This window comes from Ruegeria sp. A4, from assembly GCF_056543025.1.
In genome coordinates this window covers 860641-883048 of sequence record NZ_JBQGAW010000001.1, presented here as the reverse complement: position 1 = coordinate 883048, position 22408 = coordinate 860641, and the positions used below count along the sequence as shown (strand labels likewise).

At 59.9% G+C, this 22408-nt stretch carries 23 protein-coding genes; 14 read left to right on the top strand and 9 right to left on the bottom strand.

Annotation, left to right across the window (positions count from 1 at the left end):
* The first annotated feature begins 55 nt into the window (after window positions 1-55).
* From ACR0E2_RS04370 to ACR0E2_RS04355, 4 genes are all read left to right on the top strand, one after another.
* Window positions 56-469, top strand: a complete 414-nt coding sequence (locus ACR0E2_RS04370) for a Fur family transcriptional regulator (RefSeq protein WP_152458216.1) — start codon at window positions 56-58, stop codon at window positions 467-469.
* 133 nt (window positions 470-602) lie between these two features.
* The gene (locus ACR0E2_RS04365) at window positions 603-1481 is read left to right on the top strand and encodes a DMT family transporter (RefSeq protein WP_480445347.1); all 879 of its coding nucleotides are present in this window, start codon (window positions 603-605) and stop codon (window positions 1479-1481) included.
* A gap of 136 nt (window positions 1482-1617) precedes the next feature.
* Entirely contained in the window at window positions 1618-2892 is a 1275-nt protein-coding gene (eno, locus tag ACR0E2_RS04360) for a phosphopyruvate hydratase (protein ID WP_480445346.1), read from the top strand.
* A gap of 501 nt (window positions 2893-3393) precedes the next feature.
* The gene (locus ACR0E2_RS04355) at window positions 3394-3558 is read left to right on the top strand and encodes a hypothetical protein (RefSeq protein ID WP_171115544.1); all 165 of its coding nucleotides are present in this window, start codon (window positions 3394-3396) and stop codon (window positions 3556-3558) included.
* On the opposite strand, the gene ACR0E2_RS04350 is transcribed toward ACR0E2_RS04355, so the two are convergent.
* Genes ACR0E2_RS04350 through mazG form a run of 3 tightly spaced genes read right to left on the bottom strand, consistent with a single transcriptional unit; the run spans window position 3555 to window position 5863 of the window.
* The gene (locus ACR0E2_RS04350; RefSeq protein ID WP_152458213.1) at window positions 3555-4004 is read right to left on the bottom strand and encodes a GNAT family N-acetyltransferase; all 450 of its coding nucleotides are present in this window, start codon (window positions 4002-4004) and stop codon (window positions 3555-3557) included. The genes ACR0E2_RS04355 and ACR0E2_RS04350 overlap by 4 nt on opposite strands.
* A complete protein-coding gene (locus ACR0E2_RS04345; protein WP_480445344.1) occupies window positions 4001-4942 on the bottom strand; it encodes a nucleoside hydrolase in 942 nt (313 codons plus the stop codon). Before ACR0E2_RS04345 ends, ACR0E2_RS04350 begins: the two co-directional genes overlap by 4 nt.
* A 54-nt stretch (window positions 4943-4996) precedes the next feature.
* Entirely contained in the window at window positions 4997-5863 is an 867-nt protein-coding gene (gene mazG / locus ACR0E2_RS04340; RefSeq protein WP_480446176.1) for a nucleoside triphosphate pyrophosphohydrolase, read from the bottom strand.
* A gap of 66 nt (window positions 5864-5929) precedes the next feature.
* Between mazG and ACR0E2_RS04335 the strand changes: the two genes are divergently transcribed.
* The 4 genes from ACR0E2_RS04335 to ACR0E2_RS04320 all read left to right on the top strand — a co-directional run bounded on the left by ACR0E2_RS04335 (window position 5930) and on the right by ACR0E2_RS04320 (window position 9577).
* Window positions 5930-7093, top strand: a complete 1164-nt coding sequence (locus tag ACR0E2_RS04335; protein ID WP_480445343.1) for a M20 aminoacylase family protein — start codon at window positions 5930-5932, stop codon at window positions 7091-7093.
* A 12-nt stretch (window positions 7094-7105) separates the two neighbouring features.
* Window positions 7106-8074: an agmatinase gene (gene speB, locus ACR0E2_RS04330; RefSeq protein WP_171328141.1), complete on the top strand. Its 969-nt coding sequence runs from the start codon at window positions 7106-7108 to the stop codon at window positions 8072-8074.
* Window positions 8075-8161: 87 nt separating this feature from the next.
* Window positions 8162-9109, top strand: coding sequence for an agmatinase (speB, locus tag ACR0E2_RS04325; protein ID WP_171639358.1), 948 nt, complete (start codon window positions 8162-8164; stop codon window positions 9107-9109).
* A gap of 66 nt (window positions 9110-9175) precedes the next feature.
* Entirely contained in the window at window positions 9176-9577 is a 402-nt protein-coding gene (locus tag ACR0E2_RS04320) for a DUF1499 domain-containing protein (protein ID WP_171167798.1), read from the top strand.
* Between the two features lie 15 nt (window positions 9578-9592).
* Here ACR0E2_RS04320 and ACR0E2_RS04315 read toward each other — a convergent pair whose 3' ends face one another.
* A complete protein-coding gene (locus ACR0E2_RS04315) occupies window positions 9593-9874 on the bottom strand; it encodes a hypothetical protein (protein WP_152458207.1) in 282 nt (93 codons plus the stop codon).
* Window positions 9875-9936: 62 nt separating this feature from the next.
* On the opposite strand from ACR0E2_RS04315, the gene prfA reads away from it, so the two are divergent.
* The 3 genes from prfA (at window position 9937) to ACR0E2_RS04300 (ending at window position 12654) form a co-directional block, all read left to right on the top strand.
* Window positions 9937-10992, top strand: coding sequence for a peptide chain release factor 1 (prfA, locus tag ACR0E2_RS04310; protein ID WP_171232029.1), 1056 nt, complete (start codon window positions 9937-9939; stop codon window positions 10990-10992).
* Window positions 10989-11834, top strand: a complete 846-nt coding sequence (prmC, locus tag ACR0E2_RS04305; protein ID WP_152458206.1) for a peptide chain release factor N(5)-glutamine methyltransferase — start codon at window positions 10989-10991, stop codon at window positions 11832-11834. Before prfA ends, prmC begins: the two co-directional genes overlap by 4 nt.
* 241 nt (window positions 11835-12075) lie before the next feature.
* Window positions 12076-12654 (top strand): DUF4167 domain-containing protein, encoded by a 579-nt coding sequence (locus ACR0E2_RS04300; RefSeq protein ID WP_152458205.1) that lies wholly within the window; start codon window positions 12076-12078, stop codon window positions 12652-12654.
* 54 nt (window positions 12655-12708) lie between these two features.
* Here ACR0E2_RS04300 and rsmA read toward each other — a convergent pair whose 3' ends face one another.
* From rsmA to lptG, 5 genes are all read right to left on the bottom strand, one after another.
* Complete coding sequence (gene rsmA, locus ACR0E2_RS04295; protein ID WP_480445341.1) at window positions 12709-13551, bottom strand: 16S rRNA (adenine(1518)-N(6)/adenine(1519)-N(6))-dimethyltransferase RsmA; 843 nt, start codon at window positions 13549-13551, stop codon at window positions 12709-12711.
* A gap of 84 nt (window positions 13552-13635) precedes the next feature.
* The gene (gene pdxA / locus ACR0E2_RS04290; protein ID WP_480445340.1) at window positions 13636-14601 is read right to left on the bottom strand and encodes a 4-hydroxythreonine-4-phosphate dehydrogenase PdxA; all 966 of its coding nucleotides are present in this window, start codon (window positions 14599-14601) and stop codon (window positions 13636-13638) included.
* Window positions 14598-15851 (bottom strand): peptidylprolyl isomerase, encoded by a 1254-nt coding sequence (locus ACR0E2_RS04285; RefSeq protein ID WP_152458202.1) that lies wholly within the window; start codon window positions 15849-15851, stop codon window positions 14598-14600. The genes pdxA and ACR0E2_RS04285 overlap by 4 nt, the downstream gene beginning before the upstream one ends.
* On the bottom strand, window positions 15842-18004 hold the full coding sequence (locus tag ACR0E2_RS04280) for an LPS-assembly protein LptD (RefSeq protein ID WP_480445338.1): 2163 nt from the start codon (window positions 18002-18004) through the stop codon (window positions 15842-15844). The genes ACR0E2_RS04285 and ACR0E2_RS04280 overlap by 10 nt, the downstream gene beginning before the upstream one ends.
* Window positions 18004-19104 (bottom strand): LPS export ABC transporter permease LptG, encoded by a 1101-nt coding sequence (lptG, locus tag ACR0E2_RS04275; protein WP_480445336.1) that lies wholly within the window; start codon window positions 19102-19104, stop codon window positions 18004-18006. Before lptG ends, ACR0E2_RS04280 begins: the two co-directional genes overlap by 1 nt.
* A gap of 229 nt (window positions 19105-19333) precedes the next feature.
* On the opposite strand from lptG, the gene ACR0E2_RS04270 reads away from it, so the two are divergent.
* From ACR0E2_RS04270 to ACR0E2_RS04260, 3 genes are read left to right on the top strand one after another with little or no spacing between them, the layout of a single operon-like run.
* On the top strand, window positions 19334-20800 hold the full coding sequence (locus ACR0E2_RS04270) for a leucyl aminopeptidase (protein ID WP_480445335.1): 1467 nt from the start codon (window positions 19334-19336) through the stop codon (window positions 20798-20800).
* Between the two features lie 4 nt (window positions 20801-20804).
* On the top strand, window positions 20805-21263 hold the full coding sequence (locus tag ACR0E2_RS04265) for a DNA polymerase III subunit chi (protein ID WP_171167813.1): 459 nt from the start codon (window positions 20805-20807) through the stop codon (window positions 21261-21263).
* Window positions 21264-21294: 31 nt separating this feature from the next.
* Window positions 21295-22341, top strand: a complete 1047-nt coding sequence (locus ACR0E2_RS04260) for an aldo/keto reductase (RefSeq protein WP_480445334.1) — start codon at window positions 21295-21297, stop codon at window positions 22339-22341.
* Window positions 22342-22408 lie beyond the last annotated feature (67 nt).

The window sequence follows — 22408 nt, the reverse complement described above, 5'->3', positions numbered from 1 at the left end:
GCGAAACCTGCGCAGACATATTAAGACAGACACCCGAGCAAGTCTGAGGGGCATCATGTCGGAAACGATTATTGGGCGTTGTGAAGCCAAGGGGCTGCGCATGACCGGTCAAAGAAGGGTCATCGCGCAGGTACTGGAACAGAGCGACGACCACCCGGATGTCGAGGAACTCTATGCGCGGGCGTCTGCCGTGGACAAAGGCATTTCCATTGCAACGGTCTATCGTACGGTCAAACTGTTCGAAGAGGCTGGTATTCTGGAACGCCTTGAGTTCGGCGACGGACGGGCCCGGTACGAGGATGCCGAGCGCGATCATCACGACCACCTGATCGACATGCAGTCAGGAGAGGTTATCGAATTCGTCGACCCCGAGATCGAAGCCCTGCAGGAAAGAATCGCCGCCAAGCTTGGGTACAAGCTGAAGGGGCACCGGTTGGAGCTGTATGGCGTCCCGCTGGAAAAGGACTGACCCATCACAAAACGCGATTGATCCGCTCACTTTAATTCATCAGGCGTGACGGGAATTGTCTTGCCAGATGCCGTTGGTTGAGGTTGTTGTGCATCTACAGGCACCAGATGTGCCCTTTCCAACGGACGCGCAAATGAACAACGTAAACGGCATCCTGCTGCTCATCGGGTCGATGGCGGCCTTTGCACTTGAGGACATGTTCATCAAGCTCCTGTCCGGCTCTGTGCCGACAGGGCAGATCATGGTGTTTCTGGGCGTGTTTTGCGGGCTCGTGTTCGCCACGATGTCAGTGGTCACCCGAAAGCGGATCTTTGACCCCGTGGCATGGAAAACCCTGCCATTGATCCGCGCTGCGACCGAAGGCTTTGGCGCGGTGGCGTTCGTGACGGCGTTGTCTCTGATCGACCTGTCCACCGTTGCGGCCGTGTTTCAGGCCATGCCGCTGGTCGTCACCATGGGGGCGGCCCTGTTTCTTGGAGAGCAGGTCGGCTGGCGTCGCTGGAGCGCGATCGGCGTCGGCTTTGTCGGTGTTTTGATGATCATCCGCCCGGGGATGGAGGGCTTTCGGCCCGAATCCCTGTTTGTGGTGTTGTCCGTGGTCGCCATTGCGGCGCGCGATCTGATCACCCGCAAGCTGGACCCACGCGTGCCCTCATCCGTTGTTGCGATGCAGGCCTATATTGCGGTGGCTGTGGCCGGCCTGGTTCTGATGCTCATGTCCGGGGCTTCCTTCGTGCCGGTTCAAGCCGGTCAAACGGGCCCATACGCGGGGGCGATCGGATTTGGCGTTCTGGGCTATTACGGCATTGTCACTGCGATGAGGGTGGGCGAAGCCTCGGCCCTGATGCCGTTCCGGTACACGCGCCTTGTGTTCTCGATCCTTGCAGGAATGCTGATGTTCGGTGAACGCCCGGATGCGCTGACACTGGCGGGGGCGACCCTGATCATCGGTTCGGGTCTTTATACCTTTGTCCGCGAACGGCGTCTGGCGCGGGAAATGGCACCCGCCTGACCCTGTTGGCGCAAACAACGTATTGTTAGCCCTAAATGTCCGGGAATATGCGTGTTAGCGTTAACGGAACCGGTTTACTTTTGGCCGGTTGCTGCTATGACGCGTGCAACCGACCGCAGTCACAGGGACAGGCTTCATGAGCACCATCATCGACATCCACGCACGCGAAATTCTGGACAGCCGGGGCAATCCGACAGTCGAAGTTGACGTGATTCTGGAAGACGGCACCATGGGCCGCGCTGCCGTGCCCTCGGGCGCGTCCACCGGTGCCTATGAGGCGGTTGAAAAACGCGATGGCGACAAGGCGCGCTATATGGGCAAGGGCGTTCTGGAAGCCGTCGCCGCTGTGAACGGCGAGATTGCCGAAGAACTGGTGGGCTTTGACGCGACCGAGCAGGTGGCCATTGACCAGGCGATGATCGAGCTGGACGGCACCGAGAACAAGGGCCGTCTGGGTGCAAACGCTATTCTGGGTGTCTCGCTGGCCACGGCGAAGGCAGCGGCGGATTTCACCACCCAGCCTCTCTATCGCTATGTGGGCGGCACCTCGGCGCGGGTTCTGCCGGTTCCGATGATGAACATCATCAACGGTGGCGAACATGCCGACAACCCGATCGACATTCAGGAATTCATGATCATGCCGACCGCCGCCGCGAACATTCGCGAAGCGGTGCGCATGGGGTCCGAGGTGTTCCACACGCTGAAAAAAGAGCTGTCAGGCGCGGGTCTGGCGACCGGCGTGGGTGACGAGGGCGGTTTTGCCCCCAACATCGCCTCGACCCGTGAAGCATTGGATTTCATTCTGAAATCCATCGAAAAGGCGGGCTACAAGCCGGGTGAGGAAATCCACCTGGCGCTCGATTGCGCGGCGACCGAGTATTACAAAGACGGCAAATATGTTCTGTCGGGTGAGGGCACGACCCTGACATCCGAGGAAAACGCGGCCTATCTGGCGGCGCTGGTCAATGACTATCCGATCATCTCGGTCGAAGACGGCATGTCCGAAGATGACTGGGATGGCTGGAAGGCCCTGACCGATGCCATCGGCGACAAGGTGCAACTGGTTGGTGATGATCTGTTCGTGACCAACCCGGAACGTCTGGCCGAAGGGATCGAACGTGGCTGTGCGAACTCGATGCTGGTCAAGGTGAACCAGATCGGCTCGCTGACGGAAACCCTGCGTGCCGTCGATATGGCGCACCGCGCGCGGTACACCAACGTGATGTCGCACCGTTCGGGCGAGACCGAGGACGCCACGATCGCCGATCTGGCGGTTGCCACCAATTGTGGTCAGATCAAAACCGGCTCGCTCGCACGATCGGACCGGTTGGCGAAATACAACCAGTTGATCCGCATCGAGGAGTCGCTGGGGGAAGTGGCCGAATATGCCGGTGCGTCGATCCTGAAATAAGCATGGAATGGGGGCCAACGGCCCCCATTTTTCAAAGTGCGGGTCTCTGATCCGTCAAGCGGTCATTCCGCTGCCCGTGCCACAATCCACGTGACGGATCAATTGATGCTGTTGTCCCTTCGGAACTCTTGGATCCAAGCGTTTCATGGGCCTTGAACCAGCGTCTTCCGGACGGTCCCAGTGACCATTGCGGCGGGAAACACGGCTTCAGGTGTTATCCACCCTTGATTGAACCTTTCTGGTTCGATCCTTCTTTGAGTTTAAGATTGCCGGGCCTGCTTGCAGTTGAAGTTGAAAGTTTTCAAGAAATCTTCGATCTTTTCGCGAAAGAGGCGTGATCCGGATTACGTAATCATTTCAATGGTTTGTGTTTTGCAGGCGTATTGCATTGGCCCTTTTGTATCAAAAAAGAATGCAAAAATCACATTATGTGTGAACTTGTTACTAACTAAATCACAGGCACGTGATCTAATCTGGATGCATTGCAGAAAGGAGACCACGATGTCTGTATCCAAATTCCTTCTGGTAATCGCAGCAGCTTCCGTCACAGTTCTTTCCGCCTGCGCGGGTCCGGGAACCTACCCAATTACCGGAGACCCAGTCTCGGCGAATGACCCGGTACAGGACATGAACCCGGCCAATATCTTCCGCGGCGAGTCTCGTTAAAGCAACTTGCTCATCAGCATATATCTGTCGCGTGGTTTGAACCCCGTGCGCAGATAGATTTTCTGAGCGGCTTCGTTGTGTCGGTCGACTTCCAGATGAAGGGCAGTCAGCCCCGCTTCGGACAAAGCTTTGGGCAGTGCCAGCAAAACTTCGGTCGCGATGCCGCGGCCGCGAACAGCGGGTCGGATATAGATTTCGTCCACGAAACCGTCCATGCCGCCGAATTCAACGGACCAGCCGAATGTCAGGATGATGTAGCCCAACGGCGCGCGTCCGGGGCCGATCAGATAGACACAACCATGGGGAATACCCTCGAGCAGGGGGGTCAGAGCGTTTCGGGTCTGGTCCGGGTCTTGCGTCAATCCAGCTTCGGTATGGAAGGCGGTGACCAGTGCCATCAGACGATCCAGGTCTTCGGGGCGCGCCAGGCGCAGGGCGGCGCTCATAATCTTGCCAGCCTTTCCGTCAAAAGATTGAAGAAGCCATCGGCGTCGATTTCCCCCATGAACAGCGCATTGGGCGCGCGGTCGGTTACGCCCCACCAATCGGCGACGGTCATGCCCATTGTCAGCTCGGACTGGGTTTCAATCTCGACATTCACATGACGGCCTGAAAACAGCTCGGGCCGGATCAGATAGGCGGTCACGCAGGGGTCGTGCAAAGGCGCACCCGCGCTGCCGTATTTTTCCTTGTCGAACCTCTCAAAAAAATCGGTCATCTCGGCGACAGCGATTCCGACTTTGTTTCCCAGCGCACGGAACGCATCATTGCGGGGTTTGGTGACCAGCGCCTTATGCGTGACATCCAGCGGCATGACCACGATAGGTCTGCCGGATTTGAAAACGATATCAGCGGCTTCTGGATCGACGTGAATGTTGAATTCAGCTGTCGGGGTGATGTTGCCGACCTCGAAATACGCTCCGCCCATGAGAACGATTTCCTGTACCCGGTCCACTATGTCCGGTGCCTTGCTGAACGCGGTCGCGATATTTGTCAGTGGCCCCAGCGGGCAAAGGGTTACCGTGTCCGGTTCTTCAGCGCGCAGGGTGTCGATGATGAAATCCACCGCGTGCCCCTCGGTCAGCGGCATCTGCGGATCGGGCAGGTCCGGGCCATCTAGACCTGTCTTGCCATGCACATGCTCGGCCGTGACCAGCGGGCGGTTCAACGGACGGTCGCAGCCGGCATAGACAGGTATGTCGGTCCGGCCCGCCAGTTCGCACACGATCCGAGCGTTCTTGGCGGTCAATTCCAGGGGCACGTTGCCTGCGACCGCCGTGATGCCAAGAACCTCGATGTCCTCCGGGCTGGCCAGCGCCAGCAGGATGGCGACGGCATCGTCCTGTCCGGGATCGGTGTCGATGATGATCTTGCGAGGGGGCATGGGTGTCTCCGGTGGTCGTGAAGGTGGGACACTCGCAAGTGTCGGGTGCCTTGTCTACCCGTTTCTAGGTGCGGCCATGACGTCAACCGGCGGGAGTTTGCCGTTGGCGCGATGCTCTTCGGTTTTGACCTCGTCCCAGAGCGCATCCATCTCGGCCAGATCGCTTTGCGAGGGGGTCTTTCCCCGTTTGGCCAGCCGGGCCTCGACCTGTTCAAAGCGACGGGTGAACTTGGCATTGGTGCGGCGCAGGGCGGATTCCGGTTCGATACCCAGGTGGCGGCCCAGATTGACCATCACGAACAGCAGATCGCCGAATTCATCCTCAAGCGCATCCGCGTCCATCTTGTCACGCGCCTCTTCCAGTTCGGCGGCTTCTTCGGTGATCTTGGCCAGCACGTGGCCGGCGTCGGGCCAGTCGAACCCTACGCGCGCGGCCCGTTTTTGCAGCTTGTGCGCCCGCAGCAGGGCTGGAAGGTTGGCGGCCACCCCGTCCAGCGCGCCTTTCTGTTCCTTGCCCGCACGTTCGGCGGCCTTGATGGCTTCCCAGTCCTTGGTCTGCTGTTCGGCGGATTTGTCGCGGGATTCGTCACCGAAGACATGCGGATGCCGGGCCACCATCTTGTCGGACATGGTGCGGACCACGTCCTGAAAGGTGAAATATCCCGCTTCTTCCGCCATTTGAGCGTGGAAGACGGATTGGAACAGCAGATCGCCCAGCTCGCCCTTCAGCTCGTCCCAGGCCTCACGCTCGATGGCGTCGGCGACCTCATAGGCCTCTTCGATCGTATAGGGTGCGATGGTGGCGAAATCCTGTTCGATATCCCACGGGCAGCCGCTTTGCGGATCACGCAGGCGGCGCATGATTTCCAGCAGGCGTTCGATCCCTGCGTCACTGTCATGGATCAGAGGATTATCGGCCATTGCGAACCCTTTCATTCCGGTGTCAGATGCATCCATCCCGCAGTCCCGATCAGGAGTCCACCCCAGATGCCCGTCGTCAACCGAATTGCCGATTTCTCTGCCGATATGACCAGATGGCGCCAATATCTGCACACGATACCCGAGTTGGAATTCGAGTGCTTTCAGACTGCCGCGTTTGTGGCCGAGCGTCTGCGTGAATTTGGGGTTGATGAATTGCATGAAGGGATCGCAAAGACCGGGATGGTCGCGATCATCAACGGGCAGGGCGACGGCCCGACGATTGGTCTGCGTGCCGATATGGATGCATTGCCGATTACCGAAGAAACAGGCGTCGATTATGCATCGAAGAATCCCGGAAAGATGCATGCCTGCGGGCATGACGGGCACACCATAATGCTGCTGGGCGCGGCGCGGTATCTGGCCGAGACGCGAAATTTCCGCGGCCGCGTGGCCCTGATCTTTCAACCGGCCGAGGAAGAAGGCGGCGGCGCGGGCGTCATGGTCGAAGAAGGCATCATGGAGCGGTTCGATATCTCTGAGGTCTATGGAATACATAATGATCCGGGAAATCCGGAAGGTACGTTCCATACAACGCCGGGGCCGATCATGGCGGCGGTCGATACGTTCGATATTCATATCCAAGGCGTCGGCGGCCATGGCGCCATGCCGCATCAGACCCGCGACCCGGTCATGGCGGCCTGCGGCATCGCGCAAGCAATCCAGACCATCGTCAGCCGCAACCACTATGCGGTGGAAGACCTGGTTGTTTCGGTCACTCAGATCCATGCCGGAACGGTGAACAACGTGATCCCGGACACCGCCTATCTGAACGGCACGGTTCGCACATTCGATCCTTCGGTGCAGAAAATGGTGATGGAGCGGATGGAGCAGATCGTTCAGGGGCAGGCCGCGTCTTACGGTGTCGAGGCACGGCTGGAATATCAGGTGGGATATCCGGCGACGATCAACGATGCCGAAAAGGCAGCCTTTGCCGCGGCCGTCGCGCGCGAAGTATCGGGGCCTGAGCGGGTGGTCGACACTATGGGACGCGACATGGGGGCCGAGGATTTTTCATACATGTTGCAGTCGCGGCCGGGGGCCTATCTGTTCCTGGGGCAGGGTGACGGTGCCGGGCTGCATCATCCGAAATACAACTTCAATGATGATATCGCGCCGGTGGGGGCATCGTTCTTCGCTCGGATCGTGGAAAAGGCGCAGCCGTTGGGCTGATGGGAGAGCGACATGGCACTGGAAGACGCAAAGAACCAGGTGGATGAGGCGTTCACCAATCCGGACCTCAAAGGGCTGTCCTATGAAAACACCTTTGGCGGGGCGACCTCGTTTCTGCGGCGGCTGTACACCAAGGACCTGACCGGTGCCGACATCGCCGTGACCGGCGTGCCGTTTGATCAGGCGGTGACCAACCGCCCGGGCACCCGTCTTGGCCCGCGTGCGATCCGCGAGGCCAGTGCGCTGCAATCTCCCGATGCGCCTTATGGCTGGCCCTTCGATGCGCTGAGCGAGCTGGCGATCATCGACTACGGCGACATGGCCTATGACTATGCCAACATTCCCGCCTTTCCAGACACGCTGACCGACCATATCCGCACCATTCTGGCGGCGGATGTGGCCTCGGTTACGCTGGGGGGCGATCACTATATCAGCTTCCCGATCCTCAAGGCCTATGCCGAGAAATACGGGCCGATGTCGCTGTTGCAGTTCGATGCCCATACCGACACCTGGGCCGATGACGACATGAGCCGGGTGGACCACGGCACCATGTTCTACAAGGCGGTGAAGTCGGGGATCGTGGATCCGAAACGCTCGGTCCAGGTGGGGATCCGCACCACCAACGAGGACACGCTGGGCGTAAACATCATCGACGCGCGCGAGGTCTACGAATCCGGCCCCGCTGCCGTGGCGCAGAAGATCAAGGGCATTCTGGGCGACAGCCCGGTCTATCTGAGCTTTGACATCGACGGTCTGGACCCGGCCTTTGCACCGGGTACGGGGACACCGGTTTGGGGTGGTTTGAGTTCCATTCAGGCGCAGATCATCCTGCGCGACATCGCCGGGATCAACATCAAGGGCGGCGACGTGGTCGAGGTGTCTCCGCCGTTCGATACATCCGGTGCCACGGCGATTGCGGGGGCGCACGTGGCGACGCAGATCGTCTGCCTGTTGGGGTGGAACAAGCTGGCAAGAACATAACCGTTTGGATGCGTATTAACCATTGGTTAGCCATACTGCCGGTATGTGCTGGGTAAAGAAAGTTGAAGGGATGGGGATACAACGCGCATGACTGAATTCAATCAACCGGTCAGCGGCAATGATCTGGCGCGGTTTTCGGGGCCGAATACGTTTATGCGCCTGCCCCAGGCTGCCTCGTTGGCGGGGCTGGATGTGGCGGTTCTGGGGATTCCGATGGATATCGGCACCTCGTGGCGATCGGGCACCCGGTTCGGACCCAAACAGATCCGCAGCGAAAGTGCGATGATAAGGCCCTACAACATGGCTACCTCGGCGGCCCCGTTCGACAGCTTGCAAATTGCTGACATCGGGGATCTGGCGATCAACACCTTTTCGCTTGCGGACAGCCTGAGGATCATCAGGGAAAGCTATGATGCAATCCTGGCAAAGAACGTGACTCCGGTGGCGATGGGGGGCGATCATTCGATCACCCTGCCGATCCTGCGGGCCATTGCGGCAAAGCATGGGCCGGTGGCTCTGGTGCATGTGGACGCCCATGCGGACGTGAATGACGAGATGTTCGGCGAGAAGGAGACCCACGGAACCGTCTTCCGCCGCGCCTATGAAGAGGGGCTGATTGTCCCCGACAAGACCTTTCAGATCGGCATTCGCGGATCGGGCTACGCGGCGTCGGACTTCACCGAAGCCAGGGATTGGGGCTTCCGCCAGTTCCCGGCCTGGGAGTTGTGGCAGCAGAATCTGACGCAGATCGGCTCTCAGATCCGCAAGATCATCGGGGATCATCCCGTTTATGTCACCTATGACATCGACAGCCTGGACCCGGCCTTTGCACCGGGCACGGGTACGCCAGAGATTGCCGGGCTGACCACGCCGCAGGCGCTGCAACTGATCCACGCGTTGCAGGGTGTGAATGTGGTGGGGTGTGATCTGGTCGAGGTTTCACCTCCGTATGACCCGTCCGGCAACACGGCCCTGACGGCAGCCAACCTGATCTACGAGATGCTGTGCATCCTGCCGGGGGTGACGTCACGGTAAACCGGCCCGGAACGGCTTGCCCCGGCGCTTGATCCGCATAGGGTTTCTGCAAGAGGGTAAAGCGGGATGAAAAAGATGGTTCTGTGGGCAGTGATCGCGCTGGTGCTTGGGCTGGGCGCTTACATCCGACTGGCCCCATCTGCGCCGGCCCAATGGCATATTGCACCGGTTGCAGAGGTTGATCAGGACTTGCCGGGTGGCGTTCTGCGCGTTGTTGCAACCGGCCCCGAAGGGTTGCAAAAGCTCGATCGGATCGCCCGCGCCACGCCGCGCACCTCGGTTTTGGCAGGTTCGGTCGATGAGGGCATGATCACCTATGTCACCCGCACGAAATGGATTGGTTTCCCCGACTATACCACTGTTCAGCAGGACGGCGACACGCTTCGCATCCATGGCCGTTTGCGGTTCGGTCGCAGGGATTTCGGTGTGAACAAGGCACGGGTTGATGGGTGGTTGGAGCAGATGTAACTGTTCTACCGGCGCTCAGGACGCCTCATCCTGTTCAAAGTGATCAACTGGATCGCTTTGCAACCCGGACGATAAACACCCTTCCTGCACCTCGCGCCACATGGGCACGTTCAGGGACATCTGGCATTGTGCCGTGAACATGCGGCCGTCGACTTGCAGGCAGATCATCTCACCCAGTTCGATGCGGGACCCGGACGTGTCGGTGCAATAGCAATCGCGGGTCTTGCCGTCGGGGCCGATGTAATCGGCGAAAACCGGCGTGGACGTCAGCAAAAGGGCAAGCAAAATCCGTTTCATGACAGCAAGCTTAGCACGACGTGGCCCTTGACCAAAGCCCCCGGATGATAGACACCGCCGGGATGATCCCCGAAGAACGTCTTGAACAGATCACCCAACGTTTCCAATACCTCGAAGCAGCCATGGCGGATGGCGCATCGGGCGGCGATATTGCGGCGTTGGCCAAGGAATATTCCGACCTCAAGCCCGTGGTCGATCAGATCATGGCCTGGCGCCAGCTGGTGGCAGACCTGGCTGAGGCCGAGGCGATGCTGGCCGACCCGGATATGAAGGAGTTGGCCGAAGAGGAAATTCCGGACCTGCAATCGCGCATCCCCGAGGCGGAACACGCGCTGCAACTGGCGCTGTTGCCCAAGGATGCGGCGGATGCGCGCCCAGCGATGCTGGAAATTCGCCCCGGTACCGGCGGGGACGAGGCCGCTTTGTTCGCGGGCGATCTGTTACGTATGTATCAACGCTATGCCGAGGCCCACGGGTGGCAGTTCGAGATCATCGAAGAACAGGCTTCTGATTTGGGCGGGATCAAAGAGGTGGTGGCCCATATCAAGGGTGACAACGTCTTTGCCCGGCTGAAATACGAATCCGGTGTGCACCGTGTGCAGCGCGTGCCCGAAACCGAAAGCGGCGGGCGCATCCACACCTCGGCGGCGACCGTGGCGGTACTGCCCGAGGCCGAGGATGTCGACATCCAGATAGACGCCAATGACATCCGTATCGACACGATGCGCAGTTCCGGCGCGGGCGGGCAGCACGTGAACACCACCGACTCGGCGGTGCGGATCACACATATTCCGACGGGCTTGGTGGTAACAAGTTCCGAGAAGTCCCAGCATCGCAACCGCGAGATCGCCATGCAGGTGCTGAAGACGCGGCTTTATGACCTCGAGCGGCAGCGGATCGACAGCGAACGTTCCGCCGACCGGGCCAGCCAGGTGGGATCAGGGGATCGTTCGGAACGCATTCGCACCTATAATTTCCCACAGGGGCGGATGACGGATCACCGGATCAACCTGACGCTCTATAAACTGGATCAGGTGATGCAGGGGGATCTGGACGAAGTGATTGACGCTCTGACGGCGGATGATCAGGCCCGGTTGCTGGCCGAGATGGCGCAATGATGGGGCTGCAAACAGCAGCGCAGGCCATGGTGGCCGCAACCGCGCGTTTGAGGGCCGCGGGCGTGGATGACCCGGCGCGCGATGCGCGCCTGTTGTTGGCCCATGCCGCACGGATAGAAGCCAGCCGGGTGACGCTGATTGCCCCGGAAGAGTTGCAGCCCGAGATCGCTGAACGCTATGACCAGCTGGTTTCTTTGCGTGCCATTCGGGTGCCGGTGTCTCATCTGCTGGGCGAACGCGAGTTCTATGGGCGCAGGTTTCGTGTCAGTTCCGATGTTCTGGATCCACGCCCCGAGACTGAAACCTTGATCGAGGCCGCGCTGAGCGAACCTTTCGACCATGTTTTGGACCTCGGGGTCGGGTCGGGCTGTATTCTGGTCACACTGCTTGCGGAGCGCACCAGCGCTTCGGGCCTTGGGGTCGACCTGAGTGAAGCCGCCTGTCTTCAGGCCAGCGCCAATGCCGTGCTCCACAAGGTGCAAGGACGTGCCGAGATTGTGCAGTCAAACTGGTTCGAAGACATTGAAGGCCAGTTTGACCTGATTGTTTCCAACCCACCGTATATTTCCGTATCCGAAATGGAGGATCTTTCGCCCGAAGTGCGGGAGCACGAGCCGCGCATGGCGCTGACCGATGAAGGGGACGGGCTGGGCGCGTATCGGCAGATTGCGGCCTCGGCACCGGATTACCTGCTGCCAGGCGGGCGAATACTTGTGGAAATTGGCCCGACACAGGCAAATCTGGTGTCTGCCTTGTTTGATGCGGCGGGTTTGGCGGATATTCGCGTAATCCCCGATCTGGACGGGCGTGACCGGGTTGTCGGCGCGAAGATGCCGGGTTGAAACTGTTGTCTGAAGCCAAAAAACGCTGCCCCGAGTAAAAAAGCGTGTGAAAATCCCAGATTCCTCTTGTCTGCGCGGTCAGGACATGTTTACTCAGGATTAGTCGGCGAGGTTGACGCTGTTGCAGCGCACCCCTGACGCCAAGCCCAAAAAAGTCGACATCCCGTCACGGCAAACGCCTCTGAGCAGTGCAAAACACGGGTTGAGCGACAGCGCATTGATAAGGCTGACGTAAAGAAAGATGAGATCTTCCAAATCCCGCTCGCGGGCCAAGAACAACCGCAATCGTCCTTCCGGCGGTAACGTCGTAAACCGGGTTTTTGACAGCTCGGGTCCTGAAGGCAAGGTGCGTGGCACGCCGCAGCAAATCATTGATAAGTACAATCAGCTGGCGCGTGACGCTCAGCTGTCAAACGACCGCGTTGCGGCGGAAAACTTCCAACAGCACGCGGAACATTATCTGCGCATGCTGAGTGAGGCGCAGCGCGAGATTGAAGCGCGCCGCGAAGAGCAGGAACGCCAGAACCGCGAACGCCAGGCCGAGCGTGACCGTGAGCGCGCCGAGCGCCAGGAACGTGAAGCGGCCCGGCAGGCCGATCCCGCCGAAGCCCCGCAGCCGGACGTAATGGATTTCGCCGCACCGGACGCTGCTCCGGAAAGCGGTTTGGTCGAGACACCGGAAAGCAAAGGGGCCGAAGCCCCGGCAGCTGAGAAGAAGGAAAAGCCTGCGCGAAAACCGCGGGCACGCAAACCCAAACCGGCGCCAGCGGCTGAAGATGCGCCCAAAACGGATGGCGACGCACCGGAAGCGGCTGAATAAGCCGTCATCAGAATTTGCAAAGCCCCGAGGTCAAGCCTCGGGGCTTTTTTGTGATCAGGGTTTCTGGATTTCGCGCGCCAGGGCACAGAACGCTTCAAGCGGAACCTGCTCGGCCCGTTCAGTGGGTTGGATACCTGCGGCCCGCAGGCGATCCTCGATATCCGGAGCGACGCCTTTAAGCGAGGCACGCAGCATTTTGCGGCGTTGATTGAAGGCAGAGGCCACCACTCGCGACAGGGTCGCGGCGTCAGCAGGATAGCGCGGTTCGGGCAGGGCGGTCAGGTGGACCACCGCGCTGGAGACTTTGGGCGGAGGGGTGAAGGCGCCGGGGGGAAGGGACATGGCGACGCGCGCCTCGGCCCGCCATTGGGCGAGGATGGCGAGGCGGCCATACGCCTTGCTGCCGGGCTGGGCCACGATGCGTTCGGCCACTTCGCGTTGGAACATCAGCGTCAGGCTCTGCCAGAAGGGGGGCCATTCCGGGGGTGTCAGCCAGCGTACCAGCAGTTCGGTGCCGACGTTGTATGGAAGGTTGGCCGCGATGCGGATTGGTGGGGTCAGGTGTTCCAGCGGGTTGATCTCGAGCGCGTCACCATTGATGACCTCCAGCCTTCCGGGATAGGCAGCGGCGATATCGTTCAGGGCGGCGATGCAGCGGGTGTCTTTTTCGACCGCCACGACCTTGCGTGCGCCTTCGGACAGGAGCCCTCGGGTGAGGCCACCAGGACCGGGGCCGATTTCCAGTACGTCGCAGTCTGCAAGATCGCCAGCCTGACGGGCGATTTTGGCGGTCAGGTTGAGGTCCAGCAGGAAGTTCTGACCCAGGGATTTGCGCGCCGAGAGTTGATGTGTGGCGATGACCTCGCGCAGAGGGGGGAGATTGTCGATAGCACTCATGATCCGATTACCGTGACGCAGGCCGCAGGGGCAGCGCCAGAAGTTTTAAGCCTCCGGCGGGGATATTTTCAGCCAGATGAAGGATCAAGAGCCTTTTGCCATGCGTTGGGCAAGCTTCAGAGCTTCGATCAGGCTGGTTGGATTGGCGATGCCTTTCCCGGCGATATCCAGTGCAGTGCCGTGATCTGGCGACGTGCGGATGAAGGGCAGGCCAAGGGTGACGTTCACACCCCGGTCGAAATCCAGTGTCTTGATCGGGATCAGCGCCTGATCATGATACATTGCGATCGCCGCGTCATAGCGGGCGCGGGCAGCGGCATGGAACAGCGTATCCGCAGGGTGGGGTCCCGTCAGGGTCGCACCTTCCGGGTTCAGATCGGCCAGCATTGGGGCGATCCATTCAAGCTCTTCGCGGCCCATTTTGCCGCCTTCGCCGGCATGGGGGTTCAGGCCGGCTATGGCGATGCGGGGGTGCTGTATGCCAAACTGGTCGCGCAGGCCGCGCGCGGTGATTTCGATCGTCTCGCGCAGCAGGTCGGGCGTCAGCGCGGCGGGAACCTGCGCCAAGGGAATGTGGATTGTCGCCGGGACAACCCGCAACTGGTCGCTGGCCAGCATCATGACAACCCGGCGGGTGCCCGACAGCGCAGCCAGAAACTCGGTATGGCCGGGATAGGTAAACCCGGCCCCGTCAATCAGGGCCTTCTTGTGAATGGGCGCGGTGCACAGAGCGGCCGCTGCCCCGGCCTTCACAAGATCGACGCCGGTTTCGATGGCATCAATCACCGATGGGGCATTGGCTGGGTCTGGCTGACCGGGCATGTTTGCAGCAGGGAAGTTCAGTTGCAGCACGGGCAAGGCCTGATCACTGACTGCAACAGCATCCGAAGGGGTTTGGATTTTCGCAATGGGCGTGCCAGCGGGCAGGTGGTTGGCGTCGCCGACAAAGAAAAACGGGCAGCTTTGGCGCAGCTCGGCCCATGCTTTGGCCGCGATTTCAGGGCCGATCCCGGCCGGTTCACCGCAGCTGAGCGCAATCGGGCGTGTCATTCCTGAACAATGGTGGCGTCAGCCCGCAGCTGCTCTACCAGGCTGGACGCAAAGGCCTGTAGCCGCTGCTGCGCCAGTGCATTCGCGACATCCGCCCGCGAGGTGTCTTCGCCCAGGTCGCGGACTCGGTTGCATAGCATCAAGAACACCAGCGTCTGCCCGTTGTTGCGGGTCAGATTTGTTGACACCTCGAAGCGATCCAGCTTGGCCAGTTCTACGGCGAAATCACGTGGTACTTCTGAAGGGCTGGCTTCGATGCGGTCCAGGACTTCGACGGGTTGATCCTTGGCGATTCCATACAAGTCATCGCAGGTGTCGATCTCCTCCCGCAGGGCGGCAGCCCGTGCCAGGGTCTCGGCGCTGCGACCACCCGGCAGGTAATAGGCAGCATAATCTAGCTTGGAAATACGCGGCGCGGCGGTTGCCACCTCGCGCAATCCGCGCAACTGAAACAGGGCGACTGCGTTTGGCAAACTGATGGGATCGGTGATCTCACCGTTCTGAAGCCCAAGAATAACCGGCTGCAAGGCAGGCGGCAGGTTGGAGATATTCAGCCAGTCCAGACGTCCGCCTTCGTTGCGGGTTGCGGCTCCGGAATATTGCGCCGCTGCGGCTGAAAACGCTTCGATAGTTTCAAGTCGCGAGATTTCTTCCGCCAGCAATTCGGTCTGTGCAACGGTTTGCGGGTTCACCGGGATGATGATCTCGGACAGCAAAACCTGAAGGCCGCCGCCACCGGTTTGTCCCAGCGCGCGATCAATCTCGTCTTCGGTCGGACGGGCCTGCGACAGATAGCGCGAGCTGACATAGTCGCGCCAGGCCAGCTGATCTGCAACATAATCACGGACAGTTTCCGGGTCGACGCCTGCCTCACCCAAAAGTTGCAGGAACTGTTCGGTGGACAATTGCCCGCGCGAGGCGAACTCGTCGATACCCAGTTGTACGGCTTCCGGCGCAGCTTCCACGCCTGCTTCACGCATGGCCTGCTTGCGCAACTTTTCTTCGATCAGGGCTTCTCTGACGTCAGCTTCATTGCCGCCGGGCAGGCCCAGAACATTCAGGAATTGCAGGCGTTGTTCCAGTTCGTACCAGGTGACGATATCCTGATTCACGCGGATCGCTGGCGAGAACAGGCTCTGGGCGCTGACCTGCGGCGCTGAAAAAGCGAGGAAAACGGCGGCCAGTGCCGGCGTGACCGGTTTGTGCCAACCGGAACGAAGAAACCTGGAGAAACCTGATATCAACTGCATTTTCTCTTGTATGTGTTACCACCGCCTTCAAGGGCGTATCCTGTCAGCGATAGGGTAAAGCCGAATTCTGTCGAAGGCTCAATAGTGGATGTTGAAGTAAAGCGTCTGCTTACGGACATGTTAACCTGAACACATTCATTCTGGTAGGTTACACCAAGCCCCAGCCGGATTGGCTCTGACTGGTTCAGATCATAGCGTGCCTCGGCATTCGTAAGCCAGTTCTGGTCGACTTGATAGCGGCCCAAAAGCCAGATTTCCGAGATTTCATCCGCAATGTTTTCCGCCGGATCCTCTTCCTGCCAGATATAACTTCCGGACAGGCCGGCAAATTCGGATGCCCAGGCGCCGCGCAATTCAGCTTTGACGAAACTGAAATCGCTGTCGATCAGACCACGCCCGCCGAGTGACCAACCGTTGGCCGTGGTGATTTGCCCCGCCACCAGCAAGTCGGATGTGGTGCCCTGCAACCCGGATGTCAGGGTGAAATTCGGGTCGGCATCCGCCCGAAACACCTGACCCAACGTTACAAGCGCCTGCTGTCCGTCTGCACCATAGCGGGCCCAGTTCAGGCCGATGACCCCGGTGGCACCGTCTTCGCGCTGATCTTCCGCAGGGAAACGGGACAGGGCCAGCAGGTTACCCTGATCGAATTCCTGAAACGTGCTTTCATCATCTGGCACATCAGTGTCCGAGACATGGGTCCATCCCAACTGTGCGATCGGTTCCAGAAGCTGAACCGCGCCGGTCTTTTCACGACGGGTCATCGGATAGCGAAGCGTCAACGCCGCGCGCGGCGTCGAGCGGGTCACATTGCTGGGAAAGTTGCTGTCATGGCGAATATTGAACGTATCCACCGATGCGCCCAGCGTCGCGTCCGCGCGCAGGCCCGATGCAAATGTCCAGCTTCGCAACCATTCGGCATCAACAGTTGCCCTTGCTATGTCACGGCCAACGATATCGGCGTCGCTGGTGCGTTCATGTGCGTGGCCGATAAAAGCCAGCCGAACCTCGCCGCCAAGTGCGCCGGGGAAGAATCGCTTTTCATAATTCAGGTCGAAGACGCGGGATGGGATTTCGTCCTGATTTTCACTGTCACGCAGTGTTTTGTAATGGATCAGGCTTGTTTTGAATGCGGTGTCGCGTTTGATCCGTTCCAGCGCAATTTCACTGCGCAAACGGTCCAGGTCCGGCAGCCCGTAGTCCGCCAGATAGGCGTCGTCCGAGGTGGTTTTCAGATCGAATGTCAGCCGGAAATCGTTCTTCAGGCTGAACCAACCCCCGGCGAACAGATAACCGCGATCCTGATCGGGCTGGACATCATCACGGGTATAGGCCCCTTCAAGCTGAATGCGCCCGTTCACGAACGCCTGGCGATATCGATACCCCAGCGTCGTGGTCTTGCCCGACAAGTACGGCGTCAAGGTCAGATCCTTGTGGTCCCCCAGCTTGAAGAAATAGGGAACCTGAACCCCCGTTCCCAGTTGTGAGGTGCTGCGGATCGACGGCACAAGAAAGCCGGTTGCGCGATCCAAAGTGGGGTCCGGCAAGCGCAGATAGGGGAAATAGAATACCGGATAATCAAGCACCCGAAGCTGCGCGCCTTCAAAGTACAATTGCCGCTCCAACTGGTCGTGGGTGACCTTGCGGGCGCGGATTTGCCAAAGGGGTGGCTTACCGTTGGTGCAGACATGGCAGGAAGTGGCCGAGACCTTGCTGAACTGCGTATAGCGACCCGCTGCCCGTTTCGCCTGAACCGAGGCAATCTGGATCTGCTGATCGAAAACCATCCGAGCACCGATCAGCAGACCGTTTTGGATACCGCTGTCCAGCTGTCCGGAATCGGCCAGAAGGGTCGACTGGCCCCCCTGATCAATGCGAATAGGTCCCTCGAGCGTCAGCTCACCCGTTTCCCGGTCATAGGTGACACGTTGGGCTGACAGCTTGGTATCGCCCTGAAAGGCTTCGACATTGCCTTCGGCCACCAGTTTTCTATCAGGTGTTATAAAGACCTTGTCGGCAACCAAAAGGGCGGGTTCGGCCTGTGACTGCGCAGCTTGCGGGTCAGGCTCGGTCGACGTGGTTTGCGCCGCCAGAACGGTCGGTGTTGACAACGCGATTGCGCTGGTCAGCAGCAGGAAAATCATGCTCTGCATCAGCCGTCCTCCGCGTGTAGAAGCAGGCCAAGGGACAACAAGATGGCGGCGAAGGGCGGCGCCCAGGCCGCGATATAGACGGGCAATTGTCCGTTTTCTCCGAGGATTTGCGCAAAATTGCGGACGAAATAGATGGCAAAGCCAAGCAGTACGGCCGTCAAAACTGCTATTCCGGTACCGCCGAACCGAACGTGGCGCATGGTGAAAGCAGCCCCGATCAGCACCATCGAGACCAGAAAGAAGGGCCTGGCCAGCTGCACCTGCAACCAGACTTCATATTGCTTGGTCGAAAACCCGGCTTCGCGCAGATCCTTGATCAGTTGCGGCAGGTCAAAAACCGACACTGAATCCTGTTGCCCCAGAGTGTCCAGAATGCGCTGCCGGGTCAGCGAGGTCGGCAACTCCAGCCGTTCATGCTCCACCGAACTGGTTTCGGGGTTCTGCCCGTTCTGCAAATTCCAGATCTTGGCCCGCGACAGGACCCAGTTTCCGTCTTCCAGCACGGCCCTGTCGGCGACGATCTGCTGGGTGGGTTTGCCATCGCGCGCAAAGGTGATGATGGTCACGTCGTCCAGGCCCAGCGTATCCCCGTTCGAGGTGCCCCGGGCATGGATGACGGCCTGTCCGTTTTCCGCCGATTGACGCAGCCAAAGGCCTTCGCTGCTGATCGAAAGCGCTGAACTTCCGTTGTTGCGATAGGAATCGGACAGGCGTTGGAATTCCTGGGATGTGGCCGCAGCGATGGGGTTTAGCAATGCCACTGCAAGCGCACCGATGATCAGGGCCAGCGCCGCTGGCGCGACCAGTGCGCGGATACCCGAGCGACCCGTGGCGCGGGTCACCACGAGTTCAGAGGTCCGTGCCAGCCCTACGAACAAAGCGATGGTGGACAGAATGACCAGCAGGGGCAGCATTTCACTGATGGCGGCCGGTGTGTTCAGAAGCGTCAGGTGCAACAATTGGCCGAAGGACAGGTCGACTTCGTCAAATCGGCGGATCTGTTCGATCAGATCGATGAGAATCATCAAGGTCAGAAAAATACCGCCGATGACCAGAAAGCTCTGTAGAAAGCGGCGGGCGAAATAACGGTCGAGGATCACAAGACTGCCCCCGCCAAGCCTTTTGCGCCGGAAAACGGGCCGAAATCGCGCATGCATGTCTTCCTGCGCGACGGCGTATGCCTGCCCTCTCGTGTCACGTCTTTCTCCCCCGAGCCTGCCGGTAATTTTTTCGGGACCTTACTGCAATTGAAACGCGGGGAAAACTGCTATCTGGTCAAGTCGGGCGGCGCGGGCTAGGTCTTGGGGAACAGAATTCGAGGAGTTTGCAATGAGCAGTCTGATACCGGTCCGCTTTCAGGAGTTTGACTTGGATGCGATGGCGCAGGCCGAAGGGCGGGTGGCCATCATCATTCCGTCGGACGGAAAAATGAACCCTGCGGCGCGTCGGGCCAATCGTCTGACGAAAGGCGCTGTGGCGCGGCTTGTCGAAAGTGAGAAATTCGGAAAGACCAAAACCGGCGATGTCATCTCGATGGCTTGGCCGGCTGGGATGGCGGCCGAAGCGCTGGACGTCGTGGTGCTGCCGCGCCGCCCGGAAGCCGACGAGGCCCGCAAGGCTGGTGCCGCTTTGGCCAAATGCGCGGGTGGCAAGGACATGCTGGTGATGGTCGGCAATCAGGCGCAGACCGAAAACCTGGCCCTTGGCATGGTGCTGCGCAGTTATGATTTCAACGCGCACAAAACCAAGGACAGCGAAGGCAGCGGTTCGATTACGATCGGACATTCAAAACCCAAGGAAGCCGAAGCAGAGTTTGCACCGCTATACGCGATTGCCGACGGCGTGCGGATGACCCGTGATCTGACCAACGAACCTGCAAATGTTCTGACGACCACGGAATTTGCCGATCGTCTTGTCGAGATGCAGGAGCTGGGCCTGGAAGTCGAAGTTCTGGAAGAGGACAAGCTGGCTGAACTGGGCATGCGCACTTTGCTGAGCGTCGGGCAGGGCTCTGCCAGCCCGTCCAAAGTCGTTGTGATGCACTGGAATGGCGGCGACAAGGACGATGCGCCCTTGGCTCTGGTGGGCAAGGGGGTGGTTTTCGACACAGGTGGCATTTCGCTGAAACCGGCCGGTGGCATGGAAGACATGACCATGGACATGGGCGGTGCCGGTGTTGTCGCGGGCACGATGCGCGCGTTGGCCAAGCGCAAGGCCAAGGCCAATGTGGTGGGCCTTGTCGGGCTTGTCGAGAACATGCCTTCGGGCAATGCCACCCGTCCTGGCGATGTGGTCAAGTCGATGAAGGGCGACACGGTCGAGATCATCAACACCGATGCCGAAGGCCGTTTGGTTCTGTGCGACGTGATGTGGTACGCGCAGGAGCGGTTCAAACCGGTGGGCATGATCGATCTGGCCACCCTGACCGGGGCGATCATCATCGGGCTGGGTCATGAGAATGCAGGTGTGTTTTCCAACAATGACACATTCTGTGACGCCTTCCTGAAATCGGCCCGGGCCGAGGATGAAGGTGCGTGGCGGATGCCGTTGGGAGATGCCTATGACAAGCTGCTCAAATCGCGCATCGCCGACATGAAGAACGTCGGTGGCCGTCCGGCGGGTTCGATCACGGCGGCGCAGTTTCTGCAACGTTTCGTGAAAGAGGATACGCCCTGGATCCATCTGGATATCGCGGGTGTGGCCTCGGTGTCGTCCGAGACATCCTATGCGCCCAAAGGTGCCACGGGCTGGGGTGTGCGCGCGCTGAGCCGGTTCGTGCAGGACAATTTCGAGTAAGCGAATGGGTGCTGTCTATTTCTACCATCTGACCCGCCAGCCGCTGGAGCACACCTTGCCTGTGCTGCTGGACAAGGCGCGGCAGGCCGGGTGGAAGATTGCCGTGCGGGGCACCGATCCCGCGCGGATGGACTGGCTGGATGAAAAGCTGTGGCTGGGCCCCGAGGACGGGTTCCTGCCACATGGTCGCGAAGGCGGCCCGCATGATGCCGAGCAGCCGATCCTTCTGACCACCAGCGCCGAGGCCCCTAACGGCGCGGTGTGTGTCATGGCGGTGGACGGCGCGCCGGTCGAACCCGAAGAGGTGTCGGCCCTGGAGCGGGTTTGCATTCTGTTCGACGGCAATGACGACATGGCCGTACAGCACGCGCGCGGGCAGTGGAAGACGCTGACCGGCGCCGGATGCGCCGCGCAATACTGGTCGGAGGAATCCGGGCGGTGGGAAAAGAAGGCCGAAGCCTGACGGGCCGTGCCATTTATCAGGAGATTTGAAGATGCAGATGAAGCCTCTGGGCCGCACCGGGATTGTCGTGAGCGATCTTTGCCTCGGGACGATGACGTTCGGGTCGCAGACCTCGGAATCGGATGCGCACCGGCAGATGGACATGGCGCTGGATGCGGGGATCAACTTTGTGGATGCCGCCGAGATGTATCCGGTGAATCCTGTCGCCAAAGAGACAATTGGTCGGACCGAAGAAATTCTTGGAAACTGGAATGCCGCGAATTCGTCGCGCCGGGCGGATTTCGTACTGGCGACCAAGCATTCGGGTGAGGGGCTGTCATATGTTCGCGACGGTGCGCCGATCACCGCCAAGACCATTCCCGAGGCCATCGAAGGGTCTTTGAGGCGGTTGCAGACGGATTACATCGATCTCTACCAGTTCCACTGGCCCAATCGCGGCAGCTATATGTTCCGTCAAAACTGGGATTATGCGCCTTCGGGCCACAATACCGCGGACGTTCTGGAGAATATGCAGGAGTGTCTGGAGGCCTTGCAGGTTCAGGTGGACAAAGGCAACATCTGTGCTTTTGGTCTGTCGAATGAAAGCGCGTGGGGTACGGCGCAGTGGCTGAGACTGGCCGAACAGACGGGCACACCGCGTGCGGCGTCCGTGCAGAATGAGTATTCGTTGCTCTGCCGTCTGTTCGATACCGACATGGCCGAGCTGAGCGTACATGAAGATGTCGGCCTGATGGCGTTTTCACCCCTGGGTACCGGGCTGCTGACCGGGAAATACCAGGGCGGGGCCGTGCCGGACGGCTCACGTATGTCGCTTTCGCCTCAATTGGGCGGGCGCAAGTCTGACCGGGTGTTTGATGCGGTCGCGGCCTATCTGGATGTTGCCGCGCGACATGGCCTGGATCCGACCCATATGGCGCTGGCCTGGTGCCGCTCGCGACCATTTATGATGTCGGCGATTTTTGGCGCGACCACGGTCGCGCAGCTTGAACACGTATTAGCCGGTGCGGATTTGACGTTGTCACAGGAGGTGTTGGCCGAGCTGGACGCTGTCCACAAGGCGCACCCGATGCCGTACTGAGGCGAGGGGGCTCTGCCCCCGGCACGCTGCGCGTGCCTCCCCCGGGATATTTCTGGCCAGATGAAGT